A 22174-nucleotide genomic window follows, 5' to 3' on the forward strand; every position below is an offset into this window, starting at 1 on the left:
AAAGAAACGTATTAAATGGATAATTTTCAAATAGAAACCGCTCAAAATATAGGGATTCACCAAAATGTCGCAGGGATAGGAGAAAGGATCCTTGCATTCTTAATAGATACCTTGATCCTTACGGGATTTGCCATTCTAACCTCCCTGGCAATATCTGGCCTTGGCTTAGGGGGTGGAGAACTTTGGGTTTATTACCTTGTTGTTGGACTGCCCATTTTCCTATATTACCTGCTATGGGAAACTTTTAATAATGGCCAAAGCCCGGGGAAAGCAGCGCTGGATCTAAGGGTTGTAAGGCTGGATGGTGCCAGGCCCAGGTTTAACCAGTTTATTGTAAGATGGTTGTTAAGGATCGTAGATATCTCTATAAGCAGTGGTGCAGTGGCCGTGGTAACCATATTACTTAACGGCAAAGGCCAACGTTTAGGCGATCTGGCCGCCGGTACTACCGTGATCACTGAAAAAAAACAGGTCAACCTCTCACAAACCATTTTAATGGATTTACCAGAGAATTTTGAGCCAACCTACCCGCAGGTAATTGCCCTCAAGGACCGCGATATCCAGGATATCAAGAGGATCTATAATGATGCCCGGCAGTATGGAAATCACAAGGTTATTGTTACCCTGTCCCAGAAGATCGCCAGTATAATTGAGGTAGAGCCAAAAGAAAAGCCGGTAGATTTTGTAAGGATAATTTTAAGGGATTACAATTATTACACCCAGGGAAATTAATCACTGTTGTTGGTATAAGAGTCTGGACCGCTACCGCTGCTGGAATATAGAACCTGGACTAAAATCTAAGTCTTTTAAAAACATCGTTTTACACACTTTTTAAAAGCCTGAATTTTCTTAAACTGAATTAGATTCGGGACCACCCCCATGTTAAGATTGATATGACCTGTGGCTATTTATACAAGGCCTAACGTATTCAAATTTTAATAGGACATCAATGGATAATTAATCAAGGACCTCTACTTCGAGGTAAATATTCCTTAATGGCCATTCTCCTTCTCCTACCTCCTGTGCGGCAATTTCATCAACAACATCCATCCCGCTGGTAACACGCCCAAAAACTGTATGGTCATTATCAAGATGATGGGCCCCACGGTGACTTTGTACGATAAAGAACTCATAAGGAGAAGAAGCCTTACTCACATTTTGTTCACTGTATTTTGCTGCTGAAAAGGCCCCCCTGGTATGGCGGTGCCCTGCTTCAAATTCGCTTGGAACAAGATAGGAGCCAATATAATTCCTTTTGCGGCTGGTATCCCTGTTATCTGAATTTCCTCCCTGTATCACGAAACCTTCTGCAACCCGGTGAAAAAAGGTATTGTCAAAATATCCACGTTTTATCAGGTAAATAAAATTGGCCCTGTGTAAGGGGGTGTCCCGGTAAAGCTGTACATCTATATCTCCAAAGCGTGTTTTTATCCTTACCCGGGTTTCTGGATTCTCTTCCCCGTATTTTGTCATAAACGGAATAAACTCTTCCTGAACTATAAGCGGCCCAATCTTATCTTCTTTCTCCAGGGAAGTGGTTTCCTTCTTTTCCACTTTTTCCTGCTGTTCTTTTTCAACTCCGGCAGTATCTTCAATCGCCGGAGGAGATGTAGTGATATTTTTACTTGACTTTTCCTTATCTTCACAACTTGCAAAAGAGAGAAATAACGTACAGAGAAGGATTGAAAGGTATCGTGACATGGATTTTAATGAGTTTAAATATAAGATATCAAATTTAACAAATTTAGAACTTCCCGGCGAGGAGGCACAGCATAAATTGGCCCCCGTCCTTCGAATAAAAGAACTGGAAGAAATCTCAGCGGCTAAATCCAGGACTTCCAACAAAGCAGGGGTACTTGCTGTTTTTTATCCAGATCCAAAGGACATTACGCACCTCGTGCTCATACTTCGAAAAACCTATAAAGGTGTTCATTCGAACCAGGTTGGTTTCCCGGGAGGAAGGGTGGAATTATATGATAAGAATCTAAAACATACGGCTTTAAGAGAGACAGAGGAGGAGGTGGGGATACCCAAAGAAAATGTCAAAGTCGTAAAGAAATTGACCAGGCTCTACATTCCTCCAAGTAACTTTTGGGTACATCCCTATGTAGGGTTTGTGGAAAGCACTCCCAGCCTGGTACCACAGGAGAGCGAAGTGGAAAAAATCCTGGAAGTGGATGTTGATCATTTTTTAGATGACAGGAACGTTATTACCCAAAGGTTAAGTACATCCTATGCCCAAAACATTGAGGTGCCGGCGTTTTCCCTAAATGGTCATGTAGTATGGGGCGCCACGGCAATGATGTTGAGCGAGATGAAAGAATTACTTAAACAGGTGCTGTAATTTTTGAATTATTATATTTGCCCGCTTTTAATTGGTAATTTAGTAATCAAAGCAGCTATTATTAGAAGATGGGAATTTTTAAGAGAAATCCATTTGGACATATACTTTTTCTAAAAAAGTGGCTTATCCGTATTTTTGGTGTCTTAACACATCGCAGGTACAGGGGATTCAATGAATTGAAGATCGAGGGGTCTGAAATCATAAGGAATTTGCCCAATACCAATGTGCTTTTTGTTTCCAACCATCAAACTTATTTTGCCGATGTTACTGCGATGTTCCACGTCTTTAATGCCAGTTTGAGCGGGAGGGAGGATTCCATAAAAAATCTTGGATACATCTGGCAACCCAAACTCAATATTTATTATGTGGCAGCTAAAGAAACCATGCAGGCCGGGCTTCTTACCAGGATCATGGCCTATGCGGGAGCTGTATCTGTAGAACGTACCTGGAGGGCAAAAGGAACAGAAGTACAGCGTGAGGTGAATCCTAATGATACTGAAAATATTGGTGTGGCTCTTAAGGATGGCTGGGTAATAACTTTTCCGCAGGGTACCACCAAACCTTTTAAGCCAATTAGAAAAGGAACAGCTCATATTATCAAACAATATAAGCCCGTGGTGATACCAATAGTAATAGACGGCTTTCGCCGGGCATATGATAAAAAAGGAATCAGGATCAAAAAAAGAGGGATTCTCCAAACATTCCAGATAAAGCCACCATTGGAGTTCGACTATGAAAATGAGACCGTGGAGGAAATTGTGGAGAAGCTGGAATATTCAATTGAGCAACATCCATCTTTTCTTAAAGTGATTCCAAGAGAAGAGATAGACGCGGTTGAAAAGCTCAATGAAAAAAGGAGGTGGGAATATTAACCCCGTCTGCAGTTGTCTCCCTGCCAGTAAGCGTGGCAATATTTCTATTTACTAGTTCTCGACAGCAACTCCTTTTTCGATAACCGATTTTTTCCTTACTACAGTGGCAGCCGGTTTAAGTTTTTGTGATTCCATAAGCTCCTTTTGCATTTCCTTTACCGTTTTGGTGCTGCCATCATGACTCCAGCCGGGAGGCCCAAAGACATACATAAATTTATGTCTCCAGTTCCTGGACTTTTTAGTGTCTTCCCATATATTTTTATACTCATGGGAGAGGATCACCCATAAATTATAGGAATTGGGAGGAGTGGATACCCCATATTCAATATCAATGTTTTCGTCATATTCTTTCCAGGTTCCAAAGATGCGGTCAAAGATGTTTAGAATTCCGCCGTGGTTCTTATCCATATACTCCAAATTACGCGCGTGGTGAACCTGGTGCATTGTGTGGGTGTTAATAAACTTTTCGAAAATACCCAATTTGGGGATGTATTGGGAATGTAACTGAAATTGCCAAAGGGCTTCAATTCCAAGGCATACCACCAGCATTTCTGGAGGGAAACCTATCATTACGATCCACACATAAAAAAATGGTTTATAAAGTATTGTGAACCAACCATTCCTAATTGCAGTCCCTAAATTGAAGTTATCTGAAGAATGATGAACTATATGTGCTGCCCAAAAAAACCGAACCATATGGTTTTGACGATGGAACCAGTAATACGTAAAATCATCGGCCAGCATACATAGGATCCATACATACCAGGCGTATCCAAAAGATTCATATCCAAAAATATTCATTCTTACCCCATCAACCACAGGATTAAATATCTCGTATACAAAATTGAATATAAGGATTACCGCTATTGTTTTGACCAGGGCGCCCAAAACAGCAGAACCTATTCCCAGTAACAAACTGGAGGTAAGATCCTTCCATTGATAAAGATCTTTTTGACCATGGGTTTTGCTATAGGTAAGCTCCAGCAGGATCATTCCTAAAAATACCGGAACCCCGTATACCAGCGGGTTTGTGAATTCCATTTACCTTATAGTTTAGAAGGGTCCAAAAGGAAAAATTGCACCCGTTTTAGAATTGCTATAAATTAATGAAATGTGGTGAAAGCCGGAAGGATTAACTAATAAAAATTATATAAAATTTTTTTATCACCTGAGAGCGAATGTAAAATGATAGTACCTTTTTATCCAATTAGAATAATTTCATCAAAATAGTTATCTAAAGAAACGGCACCAGGTTTACCTCAGTTTACATCTCGAGTTTTTTTAATTCTTTGTAATTCCTATTTAAACGTTTAAGGAGTATGCCGTATATCACCCTGTAGAACAGCCATATAAGACCAAGTAACATTCCAAAGAACAATGCCATTACACCAATAAAAATAGCCCATTGTGTGAAGGTAAAGGTGTATTTGGAAACATCATCTACCTGTACCGTATAAGGATGGTAATAAAAAGCAAAATATGTATAGACCAGGGTCGTAACTGCTGTAGAAATAAGGATATAAGCAATATAGCATTTTACCGTCTTCCTGGTTTTAAGGATATTTTTCATTAGTGTTGAGGAATCATCTGTGGCAGAGATACGCTGGTAGTTCCTGTAAAACAAATAGATAAAGAAAAATGTGATCCCGTAGCTTACTATATAGGCTGCAATGGTAAATTCCTTCAAATGGAGGCGCTCCATTTCCTTCCAATAATCATTGTCTGCAAAAAAGATAGTGATAAGGGCCCAGAAAAGAAATTCAAGTATACTTATAACAAATATCCATTTTACAATAGAAGAAGATTTCTTCCAAAGCATGTTATAGATCTGGTCATAACTTAGCCGGGGATAGTTCCCTTCCTGTTTCTTCCAGTCCTTTTTTAATAACTCCAGTTCATCCATATGGTTACGGATTTATAATACTTTTTAATTTGGTTTTCACCCTGTTCATCTTTACCCTGGCATTTACTTCGGTAATACCCAGTGTTTCAGATATCTCCCTGTAATTTTTGTCTTCGAGATAAAGAAAGATCAGGGCCTTTTCAATATCATTCAGCTCTTTAATTGCGCTGTACATTACTTTTAACTGCTGCTCTGTAGCATCATCATATTCCTCTACATGGATCCTAAAATGAACGGTATCGTAATCCTGTGTCTGTATTCCTCTCTTTTTCTTACGATATAATGTAATGGCTGTATTAAGTGCTACCCTATACATCCAGGTACTAAATTTTGAATCACCACGAAATTTTGGATAAGCTTTCCACAGCTGGATGGTAATTTCCTGGAACAGGTCATTATGTGATGCCTGGTCGTTGGTATAGATTCTACAGATCTTGTGCACAATGTTCTGGTTCTTTTCCAGATTGCTCACAAACTTATGTTCAAGTTCTTTATTCACAGGTTGTGGTTAGCACAGAGTAAGTCTTAAGATTATTCAATTTGTTACAGATTTAAACCGTAATTTCTTACAAAATGTTTTGCCTTCCAGACTTTGAATGGGCAATATCGGGAGATTTAACTAATTTTTGCAAGAATTTAAGCGAGCCTCTGGCCGCTAAATAATAACTTTGAAAAAACCCGGTATATGAATATCCCTAAAAGTGATTTACCCAGAGTTGTAATAATAGGCGGCGGATTTGCCGGAATCACTCTCACCAGAAAATTACTTAAAGAAGATTTTCAAACAGTTTTACTTGATCGCAATAACTTTCACACATTCCAACCTTTGCTATACCAGGTTTCGACCTCTGGTTTGGAACCAGATTCCATAGCTTATCCTTTAAGAAAGATAACACGTTCCAGTGACAGGGCATTTTTTAGAATGGCAGAAGTGGAAAGTATCGATCCTGAAAAAAATACTATTTATACCAATATTGGAGAGATGGTATATGACTACCTTGTCATTGCAACCGGGTCCAAGACCAATTTCTTTGGAAACAAAAGCATAGAAGAGCACGGGATGTGGATGAAGACAGTGCCTCAGGCCCTTAATATACGTAGTTTAATCCTGGAAAACCTGGAGCAGGCAGTGATCACAGATGATCCTGTAAAGAGAAAGGCTTTGCTCACTTTTATTCTTGTTGGAGCCGGCCCTACAGGAGTGGAATTAAGTGGTGCCATAGCCGAATTAAAACGAAACATCGTGCCTCAGGACTATCCCGACCTAAATCCTGATGAAATGGAGATCCATCTGCTGGAAGGCCTGGACAGGGTACTGCCGCCAATGAGTGAAGAGGCTTCTGCAAAGGCCCATAAGTTCCTTAAAGAACTGGGGGTACAGGTACATCTTAATACGATGGTAGAATCCTATGACGGGGAAAACGTAACAACAAATACAGACAGGGTCTTTAAATCATCTACTTTTATATGGAGTGCGGGAGTAACGGGAGCACCTGTAAAAGGATTGAATGCATCGGCATTAGTTGAGGCTGCAAACCGGTATGAAGTTAATGTGTTTAACCAGGTGAACGGGTATGAGAATATATTTGCCATTGGTGACATTGCTGTAATGCAAAATGAAGAATACCCCAGGGGACATCCCATGGTTGCCCAGCCGGCCATACAGCAGGGAAAACATTTAGCTCAAAATTTAAAGCGCCTTGTAAAAGGGGAAAAGCTGGAACCTTTTCATTATAAAGATAAAGGTACCATGGCCACGGTTGGGAGAAACCGGGCGGTGGTAGACCTGGATAAATGGAAATTTGGAGGCTTCTTTGCCTGGTTCGTCTGGATGTTCATCCACCTATGGTATCTTATTGGCTTCAGGAACCGTCTTGTTACATTCTTTAACTGGGTCTATAATTATATCAACTATGATAAGGCTGCCCGTTTAATAATAAGACCTTTTAAGGGAGCCAAGGAAAAGATGGAAGACAGGAGGGTGTAAAGCTATTTCGTCCTTAAAATTACATTTCATCCATTCAAATCAACAATTCAGTAATATCCTATTGGTTTAACCCATTCTTTGATAGAAATTTACCCTGTATAAGAATTTATTGCTGAAGTCCTTATTTAATATCTTTAAGACTTCTTCTGAAGGTTTTTATACCCGGAAAATTTTATATGTCAAATTGAAATGAAAGGATTTTTTAAAACAATTGTAATTGGCCTTCTAATAGGGATAATTCTTTTTATACTGGAAAACAGCTTTAGGATTATTTCTGGAGGCAGTATTACCTGGAATTTAAGAACGCTTCACAATTTAGGGCTCTATATTCTTTATAGTATTCCCTTAAGTCTAGTGAATGGATATTTGTTTGATTATTTCAATTCCCTTAAATGGGAAAGAAATTCGAAATACCGGTTTTGGATTGGTCTTTTCGGGTCGGTGTTTGTAACTCTCTTCACGATCTTTGTAATTAGGATCATTCACCGGGTTGCGTTCCAGGGGTTGAGCTTTGAAGAATTTTTCAGCTCAGAGAATCCCCAGTTCTATTTTATAGCTTTGTTGATCACTCTTGTAATCGCTCTATTTTTTCACGTAATTCATTTTTACCGGCTCGCCCAGGAAAAGAAGGTGACAGAGCAAAAGATCATTGCCGGTACTGCCTCTGCTCAATTTGAAAGTCTTAAGAACCAGATAGACCCTCACTTTTTGTTTAACAGTTTAAATGTACTCACCTCATTAATTGAAGAAAATCCAGACAATGCCCAAAAATTCACTACTTCTCTATCTAAGATCTACAGGTATGTGCTGGAACAAAAAGATAAGGAACTCATCGAGGTAGAGGAGGAGTTACGTTTTGCTTCAACCTATATGGAACTGCTTAAAATGAGGTTTGAAGGGAGCGTGTTCTATGAGGCACCCGCTACTCCAGAGAATCCCGATGCCAAAGTAGTGCCGCTATCTCTACAGCTCCTCCTCGAGAATACGGTGAAACATAATGTAGTAAGCGAGAATAGGCCATTGTACATACGAATTTATGAGGAGGCCGGTTACCTGGTCGTGGAAAATAACCTGCAAAAAAAGGAGATCATTCAATCCCGGCAGGGGGTAGGTCTAAAGAATATTGAAGAAAGATACAGCCTTGTCACATCGAGAAAGGTCCTTATAGAAGAGGATGAAGATATGTTTAAGGTACGTATCCCATTATTAACCAAACAAATTGTTGTCATGGAAGCACAAAGATCAAACAAGGAGAATGCTTATTTTACCGCAAAAGCCAGGGTAAAGGAAATGAAAGAGTTTTACGGGAATTTACTTTCCTATTGCCTGGTAATACCATTTTTAATCTTTATTAATTACAGGACTTACTGGGAATTCCAATGGTTTTGGTTTCCGCTGCTGGGGTGGGGATTAGGCCTCACCATCCATGCTTTCACAGTATTTGGCTATGGGGCGAAGTGGGAAGAAAACAAGATCCGTGAAATTATGGAAAAAGAAGAAATGACAAAAACCGGCTGGAAATAATGGAAAGAAAATATAATGAGGACAACTCCTATAAAGTTGCTCAAAAAAGAGTTAAGGATATAAAAGGTTTCTATATACACCTGCTTGTTTACATCTTTATCAACGCAGCGATATTGATCCCGCAGTTCATTGGCAAAAATATATGGGTGGAGCTGGGAGACATTTCAAATTATTTCACCCTGTTCTTTTGGGGAATAGGACTATTAGCCCATTGGGCCGGTGTTTTTGGCCCCGGGTGGGTTCTGGGAAGAAAATGGGAGGAAAAAAAGATAAAGGAACTCATGGACAGGGAAATGCAGGAAAGGAGAAAGTGGGAATAATTGTATTTTTATCAACCTTGCCTGGTAAAAAGTGGCAGCGTTTCCCTTCGAGAAACTGGATTTCGAATCCCATTCTCTGGACATTGGAACCCTTGGGAAGCCATCGGGTGTTTCAATGGCATAAAATAATAAAATCGAACCTATGAAAGCCGTCATAATTGAAGATGAAAAACCTGCTGCAAGACGTTTAAACAGAATGTTGGAGAAACTGGACGTGGAGATCATTTCCACCCTGCATTCTGTAGAACAGTCAATTGCCTGGTTCAATGAGCAGGTGCACCCCGATATTATTTTCCTGGATATACAGCTTAACGATGGACTTTCCTTTGAGATATTTGAGTCACTGGAGATCAAAAGTGCCATAATATTCACTACAGCCTATGATGAGTACGCGCTGCAGGCCTTTAAACTCAACAGCATTGATTACTTGTTGAAACCAATAGATGAGGAGGAGCTACAGGCTGCGGTAAGTAAATATCGTTCATTTTTTAGGGAAAGGGAAGTCGGTAAACCGGCAGACCACACACGATTAAATTTTGAAGATATTAAAAAACTTCTCATAAATCCCATAGAAAGAAAATACAAGAAGCGGTTTACAGTTAAAATAGGACAGCACCTCAAAATGGTTCCTGTAGAAGAAATTGAATGTTTTTATAGTGAAAATAAAGGGACCTATATTTTTACAGCTGAAGGTAGGAACTATCCTCTGGAATGCTCTCTGGAAAACCTCGCAGAAGAACTTACACCAGCAAATTTTTTCAGGGTAAATCGAAAATTCTATGTTAACCTAAACTCTATACAGGATATTGTAAGTTACTCCAATTCCCGGCTAAAGATTAAGTTGAATAAATATAAAGAACAGGAAATCATAGTTGCCCGTGAAAAAGTAAAGGAATTCCGGGAGTGGCTAGAGTAAATTAAAAAAGCGCAACCAGAAGATCGCGCTTTTTTTAAAATTTGTATGGAGTATTTATTCCTCTATGCTTCCGCATCCAACTCTGGTTCCTGCGTCTCCGGATGGCTGAGATTCAAAATCATCTACCCCGTCGTGTATTACGACAGATTTTCCTACAATATTCTTAGTATCGTCATCACATCCAATACACCACTCATCTGTAGTCATGGTAATTGTACCATTTCCATTTGCATCAACCTTAAAGTTTCCTATGTCCCCTTTATGATATCCCTCTGGGGCACCCCATTTCCCGTGGCGTTCCCGGGTTGGGTTCCAGTGGCCTCCGGCAGATGAACCATCCTCTGCAGAGCAGTCTGCACTTTCATGCAGGTGGATAGCGTGCATTCCTTCAGAAAGGCCATCGATCACTGCAGTCATAGTTACTTCCCCATTCTCTTCGGTGAAAACAACGTTTCCTGAAAGATCACTACCGCTTTTGGCTTCAAGGGTCACTCGTATTTTTTTTGCTTCTTCGGTTTGTGTATCCTGGGTCATCTGGGTTTCAGTTTCCAGTTCTGTCTCATTTTCCCGGTTTTCATTTTTACAGCCTGTAATTGCAACTGCTGCACAAAATAAAAATGTTAAGCTTAATTTTTTCATAATCGTTGAAGATTAAATTTAGTGATTAGTAGGACTAAAGTAAACTGAATCTAAAGATTCACCAAAGATTTAAGGATTGCTTAACATAGCAGCAGAAGGCATAAGGAGTCAAAATCAAGTTTGTTTTATCCTTGAAAGTACTGGTTTTCAATTAACTTTTTAAAGTTGAAAATGAGCTATCAAAAAACTACTTAAAAGTGTTGTGCTAATATCCTGAATTACATTATTGTATTTTATTTAACTAATAAATTTCAAAATAATAATTATTATAGCTTTCATATAAGATACAACCTATGGTTAGGAGAAAGTTACAAAAAGCAAATACTGTTTTACTTTTTTGTTTTCTGATTATTGTCGGGTTGTACTATGGATCTTCTTTTTTGATCCCCCTCACCTTTGCAATTTTCTTTGCCACCCTGGTATTTCCTGTAAGTAATTTTATGGAAAAGAAATGGAACATGGGCCGGGTAGTTTCTTCTTTTCTGAGTACCCTTCTTCTTTTTATTGGGATTGGCCTTTTGATCTTTTTCCTATTCCGCCAGCTGGGAGTTTTCCTTAATGATCTTATCGACCGTAAGGATGACATCCTTGGTTATTTGAATTCGATGCAGGTAGAGCTTATGGAATCTACCGGCTTCACGGTGGAACAGCAGGAAAATATGATAAAAGAAAAAATGGCTTCGATCCTTCAGGGAATTCAGGGATTTATCACAGGTTTATTAGGTGGGATTACAGGGATCCTTGGAAATTTTTTCCTGGTACTTATATATGTGCTTTTACTTCTTATAAACCGGGATAAATTTGTGGATTTCATTATGAAGTACATTTCTGGGGAGAACAAGGAAGAGGCACGGGAAATTATGCAGCAGACCAGGAAGGTGGCTCATAAATATCTATGGGGCAGGATACAGGTAATGACCCTGCTTGGAATTATGTATACCATCACGTTCCTGGCTTATGACCTTGAGCATGCCGGCCTGTTGATCATATTTGGAGTAATCATTACTATTATTCCTTATATAGGACCTTTATTAAGTGGGATCCTTCCTATCCTGTTTATGATCATATTTGGGGGAAGCTCCCTGGAAATAATTAGTTTTTCGATATTGGTTATAATCATTCAATTGATTGAAAGTTATGTGCTGGAGCCTGTCATCATTGGGTCTGAAGTACAGCAAAGCCCCTTGTTCGTAATTATAGCCATTATCCTGGGCGGGGCTTTATGGGGAGCTGCAGGGCTCATATTGTTTGTACCAATTTTTGGGATACTTAAGATCATCTTTGATCACAGCCGGGAATTAAAACCACTAGGCTTTCTTATTGGCTATGAAAGGCCGGGAGCTGGAGAAGATTTCTTTGAGAAAATAAAGGAAAAACTTAAGAATTAGTATCCACTTTTCTTCTGGAAAAACATTCACAGATGATCATCAAAATTCAGAAACTATGCTTTAAGTCGCGGGGCTTGAAAATTTGACACTTCACCAACAGTGCATGAAAATTAGAAATCTATAGTGTTTCAGAATTTTATCCATCCCCAGGACAATCTAGATTTACTATTTTATTTTTTACAGAAAGACTTCGGTTAAATTTCCTGTGTTTTAACCAGACAGCATTCAGATAAAATCTCATTTAATTAATTGAGTCTGAATATCTACAGAGGCGTGCAGGGTTTTATGCACAGGGCATTTATCTGCTATTTCCAGGAGGCGCTGTCTTTGTTTTTCATCCAGGTCACCAGTGATAATGATATCTCTTTGAAACGTATCTATTTTTGCTGAAGTATTCTCACAGTCCTCACAATCTTTGGCGTGTGCTTTAGAATGATTTACATGTGTTTCCACGTCCTCAAGTGGCCATTTTTTTCTGCGGGCGTACATTTGCAGGGTCATTGATGTACAGGAAGCCAGAGCAGCCGAAAGAAGGTCATAAGGGGAGGGGCCATAATCATTACCTCCAAAACTCTCAGGTTCATCTGCAATAAAGGAATGGTTCCCGGCTCGCATATAGGTAGTGTATCCCGTTTCTCCCAGTTGAGCCACAACCTGATGTTTTGATTGTGGTTCAGGAATTTGCGGGTGGTCCAGGTATCTGTAAGCCCAGCTGGCAATAATTGATCCCGCGTAAAGGGAATCTTCCTTATTGGTTAAAAGATGGTCCCCCCGTCAAGGGAGACAAAACTCTTAGGATGTCTGGCTGCCTTATACAATTCTTCTGCATTCTTTACTTCCACCACACGGTCCTGGGGTGAGTGCAAAATAAGAAGTGCTTTATTTAAGTCCCTCACACGGCTTTCAAGGGTATGCGATTCGAGGTCCAGAAGGAACTGTTTCTTTATTTTAAAAGGCCTGCCACCAATATTTATGGTTGCAGCACCCTCTGTTTTAATTTCATCCAATCCCTCTTCCAGTAGGTGGGTGACGTGGGAAAGGGTAGAAGGGGAACCAATGGTGGTGACGGCTTTTACCTCAGGTAATTGATGGGCAGCAACTAAAACTGCGGCTCCCCCCAAGGAATGCCCAATGAGGAGCGAGGGTGTTTTATGATTTTCAGTAAGATATTTGGCGGCGCTAAGGAGATCCTCAACATTGCCTGAAAAATTTGTATCTGTAAAATCACCTTCACTTTCTCCCAGTCCAGTAAAATCAAATCTAAGCACTCCAAAACCTTTTTGAGTAAGGGATGTACAAATATTCTTTACGGCTTTAAAATTTTTATTGCAGGTAAAGCAATGGGCAAAAAGGGCAAAATTATGAGGTTCCTGGTTCATTGGTAATTCCAGGTAACCGGCAAGCTTTACATTGTCATCGTTATCAAAAAAAATCTTGGTTGTGATCATATTTTTTAATTTCTATGAAAATAAGTAAAAAATTGGTAGAAAAAGAAAAAGCTGCACGGGGAGGTGCAGCCTTTAAAATGAATTAAAAATTTTCTATTGTTCCAGTTCCCTTATCTTAATGTTACGGTACCAAACTTTATCGCTGTGATCCTGCAGGGCTATATGGCCGGTGCGATGTTTTCCAAAATCCTCCCAGTCGCTGAATTTGGAGTTCTGTACAAGTTTATCCCATTCCTCTCCATGTAAAGGAAACTCGGTAGTGGTGGTACCATTAAGGGTTACACTACCTTTATTTTCTGTATGATCTATTCGCAGCACCATAGTATTCCATTCACCTGCAGGTTTTGTGACGTCGCTGGAAGGCTCTACCATATCATATAAAGCTCCTGCCTGTCTTATGGGACCATTTTGTGCATCTGGATGCGCTTTATTGTCCAGGACCTGTATCTCAGGGCCGGTCAAATATGGTTCATTGAACTGCTCTTCTTCCTGCACTCCCCACATGATCCCGCTGTTACCGCCTTCAGAAATTTTCCATTCCAGGGAGAGTTCAAAATTGGTATACTCTTCTTCTGTAATAATATTTTCTGTACCCTCGCGTTGCCCTTCAGCAGGAGTAAAGGCTATGGCACCGTCTTCCACCTGCCATTGGGTTATTTCATTGGAATTGTAGGCTTTCCACCCTTGCAGATCCTCTCCATTGAAGAGATCTCTTTCTTCCGGTTCGCTTTCTTGTTGCATTGTTTCTTCTTTAGTTTGCATTAGGTCATCTTCTTCTCTCTCCCTGTCATTGTCCTTACAGCTTAGGGTAAAAACGGCAACAGCCATTAATAAAATACTCGTTTTTTTCATATAGTTGATTTAATTGGTTCCAAGGATCTTCTTTAATTTTTCCTCATCGATTTCACTGCCTGCAAAGTCATCAAATTTCTTTTGAGTAGCTTCAATGATATGCTTTTGAATAAATGCAGCACCTTCTCGAGCTCCCTGTTCGGGGGATTTTATACAACATTCCCATTCCATTACAGCCCAGACATCGCAGCCATATTGGGTAAGTTTGGAGAATATCGTCTTAAAATCAACCTGCCCATCTCCAGGGTGCCTGTATCTTCCTGCGCGGTCTATCCAGTCTGAATAACCGCCAAATGTTCCTTTTTTTCCGGTAGGATTGAATTCAGCATCCTTTACGTGGAACATCTTTATGTAATCATGATAATGATCTATGTATTCGATATAATCCAGCTGTTGCAAAATAAAATGGCTTGGATCATATAAGAGGTTCACTCGCTTGTGATTATTTGTTGCATCCAGGAACCTCTCAAAAGTCACCCCATCGTGCAGGTCTTCTCCCGGGTGTACTTCATAACACACGTCAACCCCCACTTCATCAAAGGCATTTAAGATGGGCATCCATCGCTTTGCCAGTTCAGCAAAACCCATTTCTACAAGGCCCTGAGGGCGTTGAGGCCAGGGGTGGGCAGTATGCCAAAGAAGGGAGCCACTAAAGGTTCCATGAACATCCAGCCCCAGATGGCGGCTTGCTCGTGCACAACTTTTAAGCTGCTCTACTGCCCAGGCAGTTCTTTCTTTTGGATTATTCTTATAAGCATCTGGTGCAAAATTATCGAACATTGTATCATAAGCCGGGTGAACCGCGACTAGTTGCCCTTGTAAATGAGAAGCAAGCTCTGTGATCGCAAGGCCGTAGGATTCTATTTTTCCTTTAAGGTCATCACAGTAGGTCTTGCTTTCCCCGGCCTTGTTGATATCTATCAATGCCTTTTCCCAGGTTGGGATCTGTATTCCTTTGTAACCAAGATCTGCCGCCCATTTGCATAGGCCGTCAAGGGAGTTAAAAGGTGGTTTATCATCCATGAACTGCGCCAGGTAAACAGCCGGTCCTTTGATTGTTTTCATATTAAATATTGTTTTGGTTCCTATTCATCTATCTCTACCCAGATGTTTCCCTGCCGGTGAGATTCTACTGCTTTTTCTATAAAATTCATTCCCCTTATCCCATCGTGTATTGTAGGGAATTCCCCCGGGTGATAGTCCTCTTTTCTAATAGCACGCGCAACTCCTTTATAGATATTGCCCATGGAATCAAAGATACCCTCCGGGTGTCCAGGTGGAAGTTTTGTGCCGTCCAGGGATAATTTGCTATTATAGGCGTGCCCCGGTTTCAGGACCCTCATAGGCTCTCCCTCTTCGAGAAGATATAAATAATTCGGGTTTTCCTGTTCCCATTTCAGGCCCGCCTTTTCTCCATAGATACTCACGGTAAAATTATTTTCTTCCCCCGTTGCTATCTGGCTGGTCCTAATTACTCCTTTTACATATTCGTCGAACCGCAGGAGAATTGTGCCGTCAATATCCATACGATTATCCCTGTACAGGTAATTAAGATCTGCAAGGATATTCTTGACTTCCATACCACTTACGTATTCTATCATATCAAAGGCGTGGGTTCCAATATCCCCCACACAGCAACTTATTCCCGATTTTTCAGGATTGAGTCTCCAGGTATTCGCTCTTTTTTCCTCATCGTGAATGATTGGATTTATCCACCCCTGGTAATATTGTACATCAATTTTCTGGATCTTTCCCAGGACTCCTTCAGCAATCATCTCTTTCATTTGGCGTACCATTGGGTACCCGGTATAGGTATAGGTTACGGCAAATATGGAATTTGAATTTTTATAAGTTTCCTCCAGGATCTTTGCTTCTTCATATGTGGTGGTCAACGGTTTTTCACATATCACGTGAAAATCATTTTCCAAAAGCTGTTTGGCCATTGGGTAATGAAGGAAGTTGGGAGTGAGAATTGATACTACCTGCACTCTTTCCTCCTCGGGAAGGGCATTCTCTGCAGCTATTAGGCCATCGAGGTCCTTATAGATCCTGTTGGTCCCAATTCCAATTTTCCTGGCAAAATTTTGGCTTTCTTCCAGGTCAACATTGAAGACACCTCCTACCACTTCGAATTGATCAAACATTCCCGATGCTACCCTGTGAAGGATTCCAATAAGGGAATCACCACCACCACCCAGAATAGCAAGTTTTATTTTTTTACTCATTTTGTATTTTTAAAAGTTTTCTACTACTTTTTTATCTAGCTTCTCATTTTTAAAGAAAATAGCAAATAATATCATTACAACAAAGGCAAATCCTGCGGGAACTATCCAGATACTTTCCCAGTCGTGGCTGCCATCGGGGTTAAGATACATATCACTTATTTGTCCTGCAACCCAAAATCCTATTAACATACCAACGCCATATGTGGCAAGGGTAATTAACCCCTGTGCTGCACTTTTAATTTTAGGCCCTGCCTTGGAATCGGTATAGATTTGGCCGGCTACAAAGAAGAAGTCATAACATATCCCGTGAAGCGCTATTCCAATGATGAGCATATACATAAGTTCTCCCGCATCGCCATATGCAAATAATAAATACCTAAGCGCCCAGGTCAGCATTCCCGCCAAAAGAGTGATCTTAAAGCCGAATTTTTTAAAGAAGAAAGGCAGTAGCAGGAGGAATAATACCTCTGAAATTTGTCCGATAGTCATCATAGCCGTAGGATCTTCCATTCCAACTTCAGCAAGGAAAGGGTTTGCATTCTGGTAATAAAAGGCAAGCGGAATACAAATAAGTACAGAAGAGATAAAGAACATAAGGAAATTCCTGCCTTTTAATAAAGCCAGAGCCTCCAGTCCAAGAATATCCCTAAGGGTAACCTTCTCGTCTTTACTGCTTGGAGGAGTCTTAGGCAAGGTAAAACTGAAAAGTCCCAGTACAGCTGAAGCGATTGCTACCATAAGAAAAGTGTACCTAAGCATTCCCACTGCGCGGGCTGCAGGTGCATCCCAGGCAAAGACCAAACTTATCACTAATCCTGAGATGATCCATCCCAGGGTACCAAACACCCTTATGCCAGAAAATTGTTTTTCGGGATCATTCATTTGGAAAAAAGATATTGAATTTACCAGTGCCAGTGTAGGCATATAGATGATCATATATCCCAAAACATAGGGATAGAAGGTAGCAAAATCCTCGCTTTGATACATCATGTAGAGCAGCCCTGCTCCTGCAAGGTGAAGGAAGCCCAGAATGCGCTCGGCATTGAAGAACCTATCTGCAATTAACCCGATAATGAAGGGAGCTATTATAGCCCCCAGGATTGTGTTGAAAAAGCCATGGCAGTTTGTCCACCCGTGGCCTGTAAATTATTTCCAAGAAAAGTTCCAAGAGTTACAAACCAACCACCCCAAATAAAGAATTCAAGGAACATCATTGTAGACAATTGAAAGCGTACAGTATTTTTCATGCAATGAAAGTTGGTGATTAGTTATTTAATTTTTGTCCTTCTTCGATTAAAAGGTCTCTGGTTGCAATTATACCTTCTTCAGCGCTTAGATCTTGCCCTTCAAATTCAACCCCAATATAACCTGTATAGCCTGCATCCTTTACGATTTGAAGCATCCTGCCGTAGTCGATGCTGGTTTCCTGCCCATTTTCATCAAATTCATAGGATTTTGCACTTACGGCCATAGCGTGAGGCATCATCTCTTCAACGCCCTGATATTTTGGATATTCATCTACACAAGCAGCTTCCCAGCGTTCACCGCCTTCACGTTTTAAGCAAAAATTTCCAAAATCTGGCAGGGTACCACAGTTTTCCATATTCACACCTTCCATAACTTCTACAAGTAATGCAGCGTTGGAGGAAAGGTAGCCGTGATTCTCTACGAGAACATTGATGTTTTTCCCGGCTGCATAATCTGAAAGTTTTTTAAGGCCATCTATCGAGGCTGCTTTCCATTCTTCAGGCTTGTCACTACCAAAAAGGTTTACTCTAATGGCCTTTGCTCCAAGAAAACTGGCAGCATCTACCCATTTCTTATGATTCTCAACCGCCTGGTTTCTTTCCTCTTCATTTGGTATTGCAAGGTCTCCTTCACCATCTACCATAATAAGGACATTTTCTACATTATATCTATTACTTCTGTTTTTAAGAGTATCCAGTAAAGATTGCATAGCTTCAGGTGAATTACCTGCTTTTTCCAGCCATGGATTATACAGCCCACTTACATATTCAATTCCTTCAAATCCAAGTTCATTCGCTTTTTCAGCAAAATCAAGAGGATCCATTTCACCTTCGAAAATTGGGCGGCTTAGCGACCATTGTGCAAGGGACAACTTGAAAAACAGCTCTTCTTCTATATTTTCATCGGTTTGCTGTTCAGCAGTATCTACATTTTTTTTGTCTTCATTTTTACATGAACTAAAACCTGCAAGGAACAGGAGAGCGAGGAATAAAGAAGATAAAAATTTTGTTAATTTTTGGGTCATGTTTAAGGCTTAAAAGGTTAATTTAATTTTAAAGTTTAGATGGTTTTTTTAGAATCTTAAATGTAGACTTTTTTTTAAACCTGTAAAATACTAAACAATAATTGATATATTTGGCTCAATACGTTAACCCAAATAGTAAACTAATAACCAGATTGTGAGTAAAATTTATGAAAACGACACTTATGACGCTATCGTTGTAGGAACAGGAATTAGTGGCGGTTGGGCCGCTAAGGAATTATGTGAAAAAGGTTTTAAAACTTTGGTGCTGGAGAGGGGACGCATGGTTAAACATGTGGAAGACTATCCAACGATGAACGATGACCCTTGGGACTATAAGTTTAAAGGGCAGGTTCCACGTGAGGAAGCTAAAAGGCAGGAAAAGCAGGCACGAACAGGTTATACTGTTAATGAGGCGAGTAAACACTGGTTTGTAGATGATGTGAAGCATCCATATAATGAGGTTAAGAGATTTGACTGGATGAGGGGATACCATGTTGGCGGAAGATCAATAATGTGGGGTAGACATAGTTATAGATTAAGCGACCTGGATTTTACAGCCAACCAACAAGAAGGTGTGGCAGTAGACTGGCCAATAAGATATAAAGACATTGCACCCTGGTATGATTATGTAGAATCTTTCGTGGGAATAAGCGGGGAAAATCTTGGCTTAAGCCAGTTGCCAGATGGTAAATTCCTTCCCCCCATGGAATTAAATTGTGTGGAGGATCATTTGAGGAAAAATATGGCTGAAAATTTTGAAGGCCGTGTTTTAACCGCGGGACGGGTAGCCCATATTACAGGTGATAAACAATTTGAAGGCCGCGCAGCCTGCCAATATAGGAACAGGTGTATTAGAGGCTGTCCTTATGGAGCTTACTTTAGCAGTAACTCTTCGACCTTACCTGCTGCAGAACGTACAGGGAATATGACATTAAGACCAAATTCTGTCGTGCACGAGGTGATGTATGATGCAGATAATAAACGGGCGACCGGTGTAAAAATAATCGATGCTGAAACAAAGGAAACCATAGAATATAAAGCCAATGTTATCTTTTTATGCGCATCTGCCATTGCATCTACCAGTATTTTAATGCAGTCAAAATCTGACCGATTCCCGAATGGAATGGGTAATGACAGTGGTGAACTTGGGCATAATGTGATGGACCATCATTTTAAAGCCGGCGCCTCTGGTAGATATGAAGGTTTTGAAGATATGTACTATAAAGGTCGAAAACCAAACGGAATCTATTTACCGCGTTTTAGAAACCTAAACGGGAGTGACAATCTTGGATTCACCCGTGGGTATGGATACCAGGGAGGTGCCAGCCGTGGAGACTGGGCTGCAAACATTGCAGAAGCAGGATATGGAAAGGAACTTAAAGAAGCTATAGTAAAACCGGGAGGTTGGAATATGGGCCTCATGGGCTTTGGTGAAACACTACCTTATCATGAAAATAAAATGACCCTGGATTATGATAAGCTGGATGAATGGGGACTGCCAACTGTAACTTTTGATGCCGAATTTAAAGAAAACGAGCTTCAAATGCGCAAAGATATGGTCGAGCAGGCTGTTGCCATGCTGGAGAAAGCCGGGTTTAAAGATGTGAACGGTTACGACGATATTGGAGCCCCTGGTTTGGGTATTCATGAAATGGGAACTGCAAGAATGGGTAGAGACCGTAAGACCTCTGTCCTAAATGGTAATAACCAGGTGCACGATGTGCCGAATGTGTATGTTACAGATGGTTCTTTCATGACCTCTGCCGCCTGCCAGAATCCTTCATTGACGTACATGGCTATGACTGCCCGTGCAGCCGATCATGCATCAAAGAATTTCAAAAAGTCCAATGCATAAAAAAGTATTATGAATAGAAGACAAGCTTTAAAAAATTTAGGACTGGGAGCAGGGATCATGGTTGTGGGGCCCACGACCCTGGGCCTGCTACAAAGTTGTAAGAATGATCCAAAGGTGGATTGGGAACCGGTTTTCCTCTCTGTTTCCAATGGAGCTGCCTTAAAACAGGTATTGAATATTATACTTCCTGCTACAGAAACGCCGGGCGCTAATGATCTTAATATTGCCAATTTCATAGATTCCTATATGAACGAGGTGGCAAGTGAGGAAAGGCAAAGAAATTTTAATAGAGGTGCCAACGCCTTTGCCGCGGCTTTTAATGATATGTTCGATAAGGAGCCTGAAAACGGTGATGAAGAAGAATACCGGCAGATCGTTGATAAATATTTAAGGGCCACCCCTGAGCAACGTGAGGATTATATGCGCCGAAATACAGAGACGCAGGATCCAATGGATAAGGATCCCGAAGAAAAAATGGATTTTGAGGCCGGGGCTTATTCTTATCTTACAGATGTAAGGGGAATGGCAATTTGGGCCTGGAAAGCCAGCGAGGAAATTGGTGAAAATGTCCTGTGGTATGATCCTATCCCTGGCGAATATATTGCCTGCGGCCCGGTGACAGAACTAGGCAGCGGGAAGGCAATGTCATTATAAAAATTTTTTTACGTGATAAAAAAGGGGCTGGTGAAGAAGCCCCTTTTTATTTAAAATATATCCTGTAAGGAAATACTATCTATTTTAAAGGTAAATAAATATCTGCTCGCCAAAACCTTGAATCACCTCCCAACTCAGGATTTTCCTGGAAGATCTCCAGGGGAGTCTTTGTTATTTCGTGATTATTCTTTTCAGCATAATCCAGAATCCTTATCCAGGCAAGGTGAGAGTACATATAATTTCCATTATAAATTGCGTGAATGGAATTCTTTGCCGGGAAATCTTTAAAGTAAATACCTTTCGCAGGAACTTTTATACTACCTGTACCAATAGGAAAACAAAATTCATAAAAGATCTTGTTAGCTGGAAGATCCCAGTTGTTAACCTGTATCCTTGGCTTTCCTGCCATTTCCAATTCATTTTGCTTCATAAATTCAGCCAGCCTGCCAATTGTTTGCATCATATCCCCGGCCTTTTTTTCTATTTTGTTTTCGAGCGATATGCAAGCACAGGTTGCAGCAGGTGAAGGCACCATTCCGGTAATCTCCACCTTATATTGTTCGGTATCCATTTCAAGGGCCCACTTTAATCTTTTTAGATCCTGTGATAGAATTTCCTGCGTAGTGCTGCTGCCGGTGAGTAATTGTAGCCTGGAAAGAAAAGTATTCTCCTCATTTACCAGAACCTTTACCCTGGTTGTACTATCATTTTCTTCTTCAAAGAGCCATGTTATTTCCAGATTAGTACCTTCAACACTGGCTTGTTGCTCAATTTCATTAAACGGGGTACGATTTAGGTCATTAATATTCCCTAAGTTTTCATAATCGAATGCCAGGATCTTCTGGTATACCTCCCCGGGCAGACCAGCTGCCTTAAAACTTATTGAATAATCGTAGCTTTTCAAGATAAAATACCATATTCCCAAAACAGCAAGCAGGAGCAAAAAAATGCGAATCAAATTGGTCTTATGCATTC

22 protein-coding genes and 1 pseudogene are annotated in these 22174 nt (G+C 40.4%); 10 read left to right on the forward strand and 13 right to left on the reverse strand.

Translation table 11 applies throughout. The annotated features are described in order from the left end of the window. Positions 1–15: 15 nt before the first annotated feature. Entirely contained in the window at positions 16–732 is a 717-nt protein-coding gene (locus FHG64_RS18340) for an RDD family protein (RefSeq protein WP_139067741.1), read from the forward strand. Positions 733–957: 225 nt separating this feature from the next. On the opposite strand, the gene FHG64_RS18345 is transcribed toward FHG64_RS18340, so the two are convergent. Then, positions 958–1701, reverse strand: a complete 744-nt coding sequence (locus FHG64_RS18345; protein ID WP_139067742.1) for a peptidylprolyl isomerase — start codon at positions 1699–1701, stop codon at positions 958–960. On the opposite strand from FHG64_RS18345, the gene FHG64_RS18350 reads away from it, so the two are divergent. Both FHG64_RS18350 and FHG64_RS18355 read left to right on the forward strand, forming a co-directional pair. Then, on the forward strand, positions 1700–2344 hold the full coding sequence (locus FHG64_RS18350) for an NUDIX hydrolase (protein ID WP_139067743.1): 645 nt from the start codon (positions 1700–1702) through the stop codon (positions 2342–2344). The two genes, FHG64_RS18345 and FHG64_RS18350, sit on opposite strands and share 2 nt — an antisense overlap. Positions 2345–2412: 68 nt before the next feature. Then, the gene (locus FHG64_RS18355; protein ID WP_139067744.1) at positions 2413–3216 is read left to right on the forward strand and encodes a lysophospholipid acyltransferase family protein; all 804 of its coding nucleotides are present in this window, start codon (positions 2413–2415) and stop codon (positions 3214–3216) included. 51 nt (positions 3217–3267) lie between these two features. On the opposite strand, the gene FHG64_RS18360 is transcribed toward FHG64_RS18355, so the two are convergent. The 3 genes from FHG64_RS18360 to FHG64_RS18370 all read right to left on the reverse strand — a co-directional run bounded on the left by FHG64_RS18360 (position 3268) and on the right by FHG64_RS18370 (position 5618). Next, positions 3268–4257, reverse strand: coding sequence for a sterol desaturase family protein (locus tag FHG64_RS18360; RefSeq protein WP_139067745.1), 990 nt, complete (start codon positions 4255–4257; stop codon positions 3268–3270). 223 nt (positions 4258–4480) lie between these two features. Then, positions 4481–5119: a hypothetical protein gene (locus FHG64_RS18365; protein ID WP_139067746.1), complete on the reverse strand. Its 639-nt coding sequence runs from the start codon at positions 5117–5119 to the stop codon at positions 4481–4483. 4 nt (positions 5120–5123) lie between these two features. Further along, positions 5124–5618: an RNA polymerase sigma factor gene (locus tag FHG64_RS18370; protein ID WP_139067747.1), complete on the reverse strand. Its 495-nt coding sequence runs from the start codon at positions 5616–5618 to the stop codon at positions 5124–5126. 186 nt (positions 5619–5804) lie between these two features. On the opposite strand from FHG64_RS18370, the gene FHG64_RS18375 reads away from it, so the two are divergent. The 4 genes from FHG64_RS18375 to FHG64_RS18390 all read left to right on the forward strand — a co-directional run bounded on the left by FHG64_RS18375 (position 5805) and on the right by FHG64_RS18390 (position 9866). Further along, positions 5805–7106: an NAD(P)/FAD-dependent oxidoreductase gene (locus FHG64_RS18375; RefSeq protein WP_139067748.1), complete on the forward strand. Its 1302-nt coding sequence runs from the start codon at positions 5805–5807 to the stop codon at positions 7104–7106. 189 nt (positions 7107–7295) lie between these two features. After that, positions 7296–8630, forward strand: a complete 1335-nt coding sequence (locus FHG64_RS18380) for a histidine kinase (RefSeq protein ID WP_139067749.1) — start codon at positions 7296–7298, stop codon at positions 8628–8630. Then, positions 8630–8950, forward strand: coding sequence for a 2TM domain-containing protein (locus FHG64_RS18385; protein WP_139067750.1), 321 nt, complete (start codon positions 8630–8632; stop codon positions 8948–8950). The genes FHG64_RS18380 and FHG64_RS18385 overlap by 1 nt, the downstream gene beginning before the upstream one ends. Positions 8951–9092: 142 nt before the next feature. After that, positions 9093–9866 carry a LytR/AlgR family response regulator transcription factor gene (locus FHG64_RS18390; RefSeq protein ID WP_139067751.1) on the forward strand — a complete coding sequence of 258 codons (774 nt, stop codon included), beginning with the start codon at positions 9093–9095 and terminating at the stop codon, positions 9864–9866. A 54-nt stretch (positions 9867–9920) separates the two neighbouring features. On the opposite strand, the gene FHG64_RS18395 is transcribed toward FHG64_RS18390, so the two are convergent. Then, the gene (locus FHG64_RS18395; RefSeq protein ID WP_139067752.1) at positions 9921–10505 is read right to left on the reverse strand and encodes a superoxide dismutase family protein; all 585 of its coding nucleotides are present in this window, start codon (positions 10503–10505) and stop codon (positions 9921–9923) included. Positions 10506–10798: 293 nt separating this feature from the next. Here FHG64_RS18395 and FHG64_RS18400 point away from each other — a divergent pair, with 293 nt between their 5' ends. Beyond that, entirely contained in the window at positions 10799–11893 is a 1095-nt protein-coding gene (locus FHG64_RS18400) for an AI-2E family transporter (protein WP_139067753.1), read from the forward strand. A gap of 237 nt (positions 11894–12130) precedes the next feature. Here the strand turns inward: FHG64_RS18400 and FHG64_RS19925 are convergent, their stop codons facing one another. The 7 genes and pseudogenes from FHG64_RS19925 to FHG64_RS18430 form a co-directional block, all read right to left on the reverse strand. Next, positions 12131–12544, reverse strand: coding sequence for an OsmC family protein (locus FHG64_RS19925; protein WP_317133575.1), 414 nt, complete (start codon positions 12542–12544; stop codon positions 12131–12133). A 104-nt stretch (positions 12545–12648) separates the two neighbouring features. Continuing rightward, positions 12649–13341, reverse strand: a complete 693-nt coding sequence (locus FHG64_RS19930; RefSeq protein WP_317133576.1) for an alpha/beta hydrolase family protein — start codon at positions 13339–13341, stop codon at positions 12649–12651. Between the two features lie 93 nt (positions 13342–13434). Next, positions 13435–14193 carry a 3-keto-disaccharide hydrolase gene (locus FHG64_RS18410; RefSeq protein WP_139067754.1) on the reverse strand — a complete coding sequence of 253 codons (759 nt, stop codon included), beginning with the start codon at positions 14191–14193 and terminating at the stop codon, positions 13435–13437. Positions 14194–14202: 9 nt separating this feature from the next. Further along, positions 14203–15258 (reverse strand): sugar phosphate isomerase/epimerase family protein, encoded by a 1056-nt coding sequence (locus FHG64_RS18415; protein WP_139067755.1) that lies wholly within the window; start codon positions 15256–15258, stop codon positions 14203–14205. Between the two features lie 20 nt (positions 15259–15278). Further along, positions 15279–16418, reverse strand: coding sequence for a Gfo/Idh/MocA family protein (locus FHG64_RS18420; protein ID WP_139067756.1), 1140 nt, complete (start codon positions 16416–16418; stop codon positions 15279–15281). A 9-nt stretch (positions 16419–16427) separates the two neighbouring features. Then, positions 16428–17665, reverse strand: a pseudogene (locus tag FHG64_RS18425) (nucleoside permease). 17 nt (positions 17666–17682) lie between these two features. Next, entirely contained in the window at positions 17683–18690 is a 1008-nt protein-coding gene (locus FHG64_RS18430) for a sugar phosphate isomerase/epimerase family protein (RefSeq protein WP_139067757.1), read from the reverse strand. Between the two features lie 154 nt (positions 18691–18844). Here FHG64_RS18430 and FHG64_RS18435 point away from each other — a divergent pair, with 154 nt between their 5' ends. Next, positions 18845–20545 (forward strand): GMC oxidoreductase, encoded by a 1701-nt coding sequence (locus FHG64_RS18435; protein WP_139067758.1) that lies wholly within the window; start codon positions 18845–18847, stop codon positions 20543–20545. 9 nt (positions 20546–20554) lie between these two features. Next, positions 20555–21199 (forward strand): gluconate 2-dehydrogenase subunit 3 family protein, encoded by a 645-nt coding sequence (locus FHG64_RS18440; protein WP_139067759.1) that lies wholly within the window; start codon positions 20555–20557, stop codon positions 21197–21199. 79 nt (positions 21200–21278) lie between these two features. Here the strand turns inward: FHG64_RS18440 and FHG64_RS18445 are convergent, their stop codons facing one another. Then, positions 21279–22172 (reverse strand): GyrI-like domain-containing protein, encoded by an 894-nt coding sequence (locus FHG64_RS18445; protein WP_139067760.1) that lies wholly within the window; start codon positions 22170–22172, stop codon positions 21279–21281. Positions 22173–22174 lie beyond the last annotated feature (2 nt).

The sequence above is a fragment of the Antarcticibacterium flavum genome (assembly GCF_006159205.1).
In the GTDB taxonomy this organism is placed as follows: Bacteria; Bacteroidota; Bacteroidia; order Flavobacteriales; family Flavobacteriaceae; genus Gillisia; species Gillisia flava.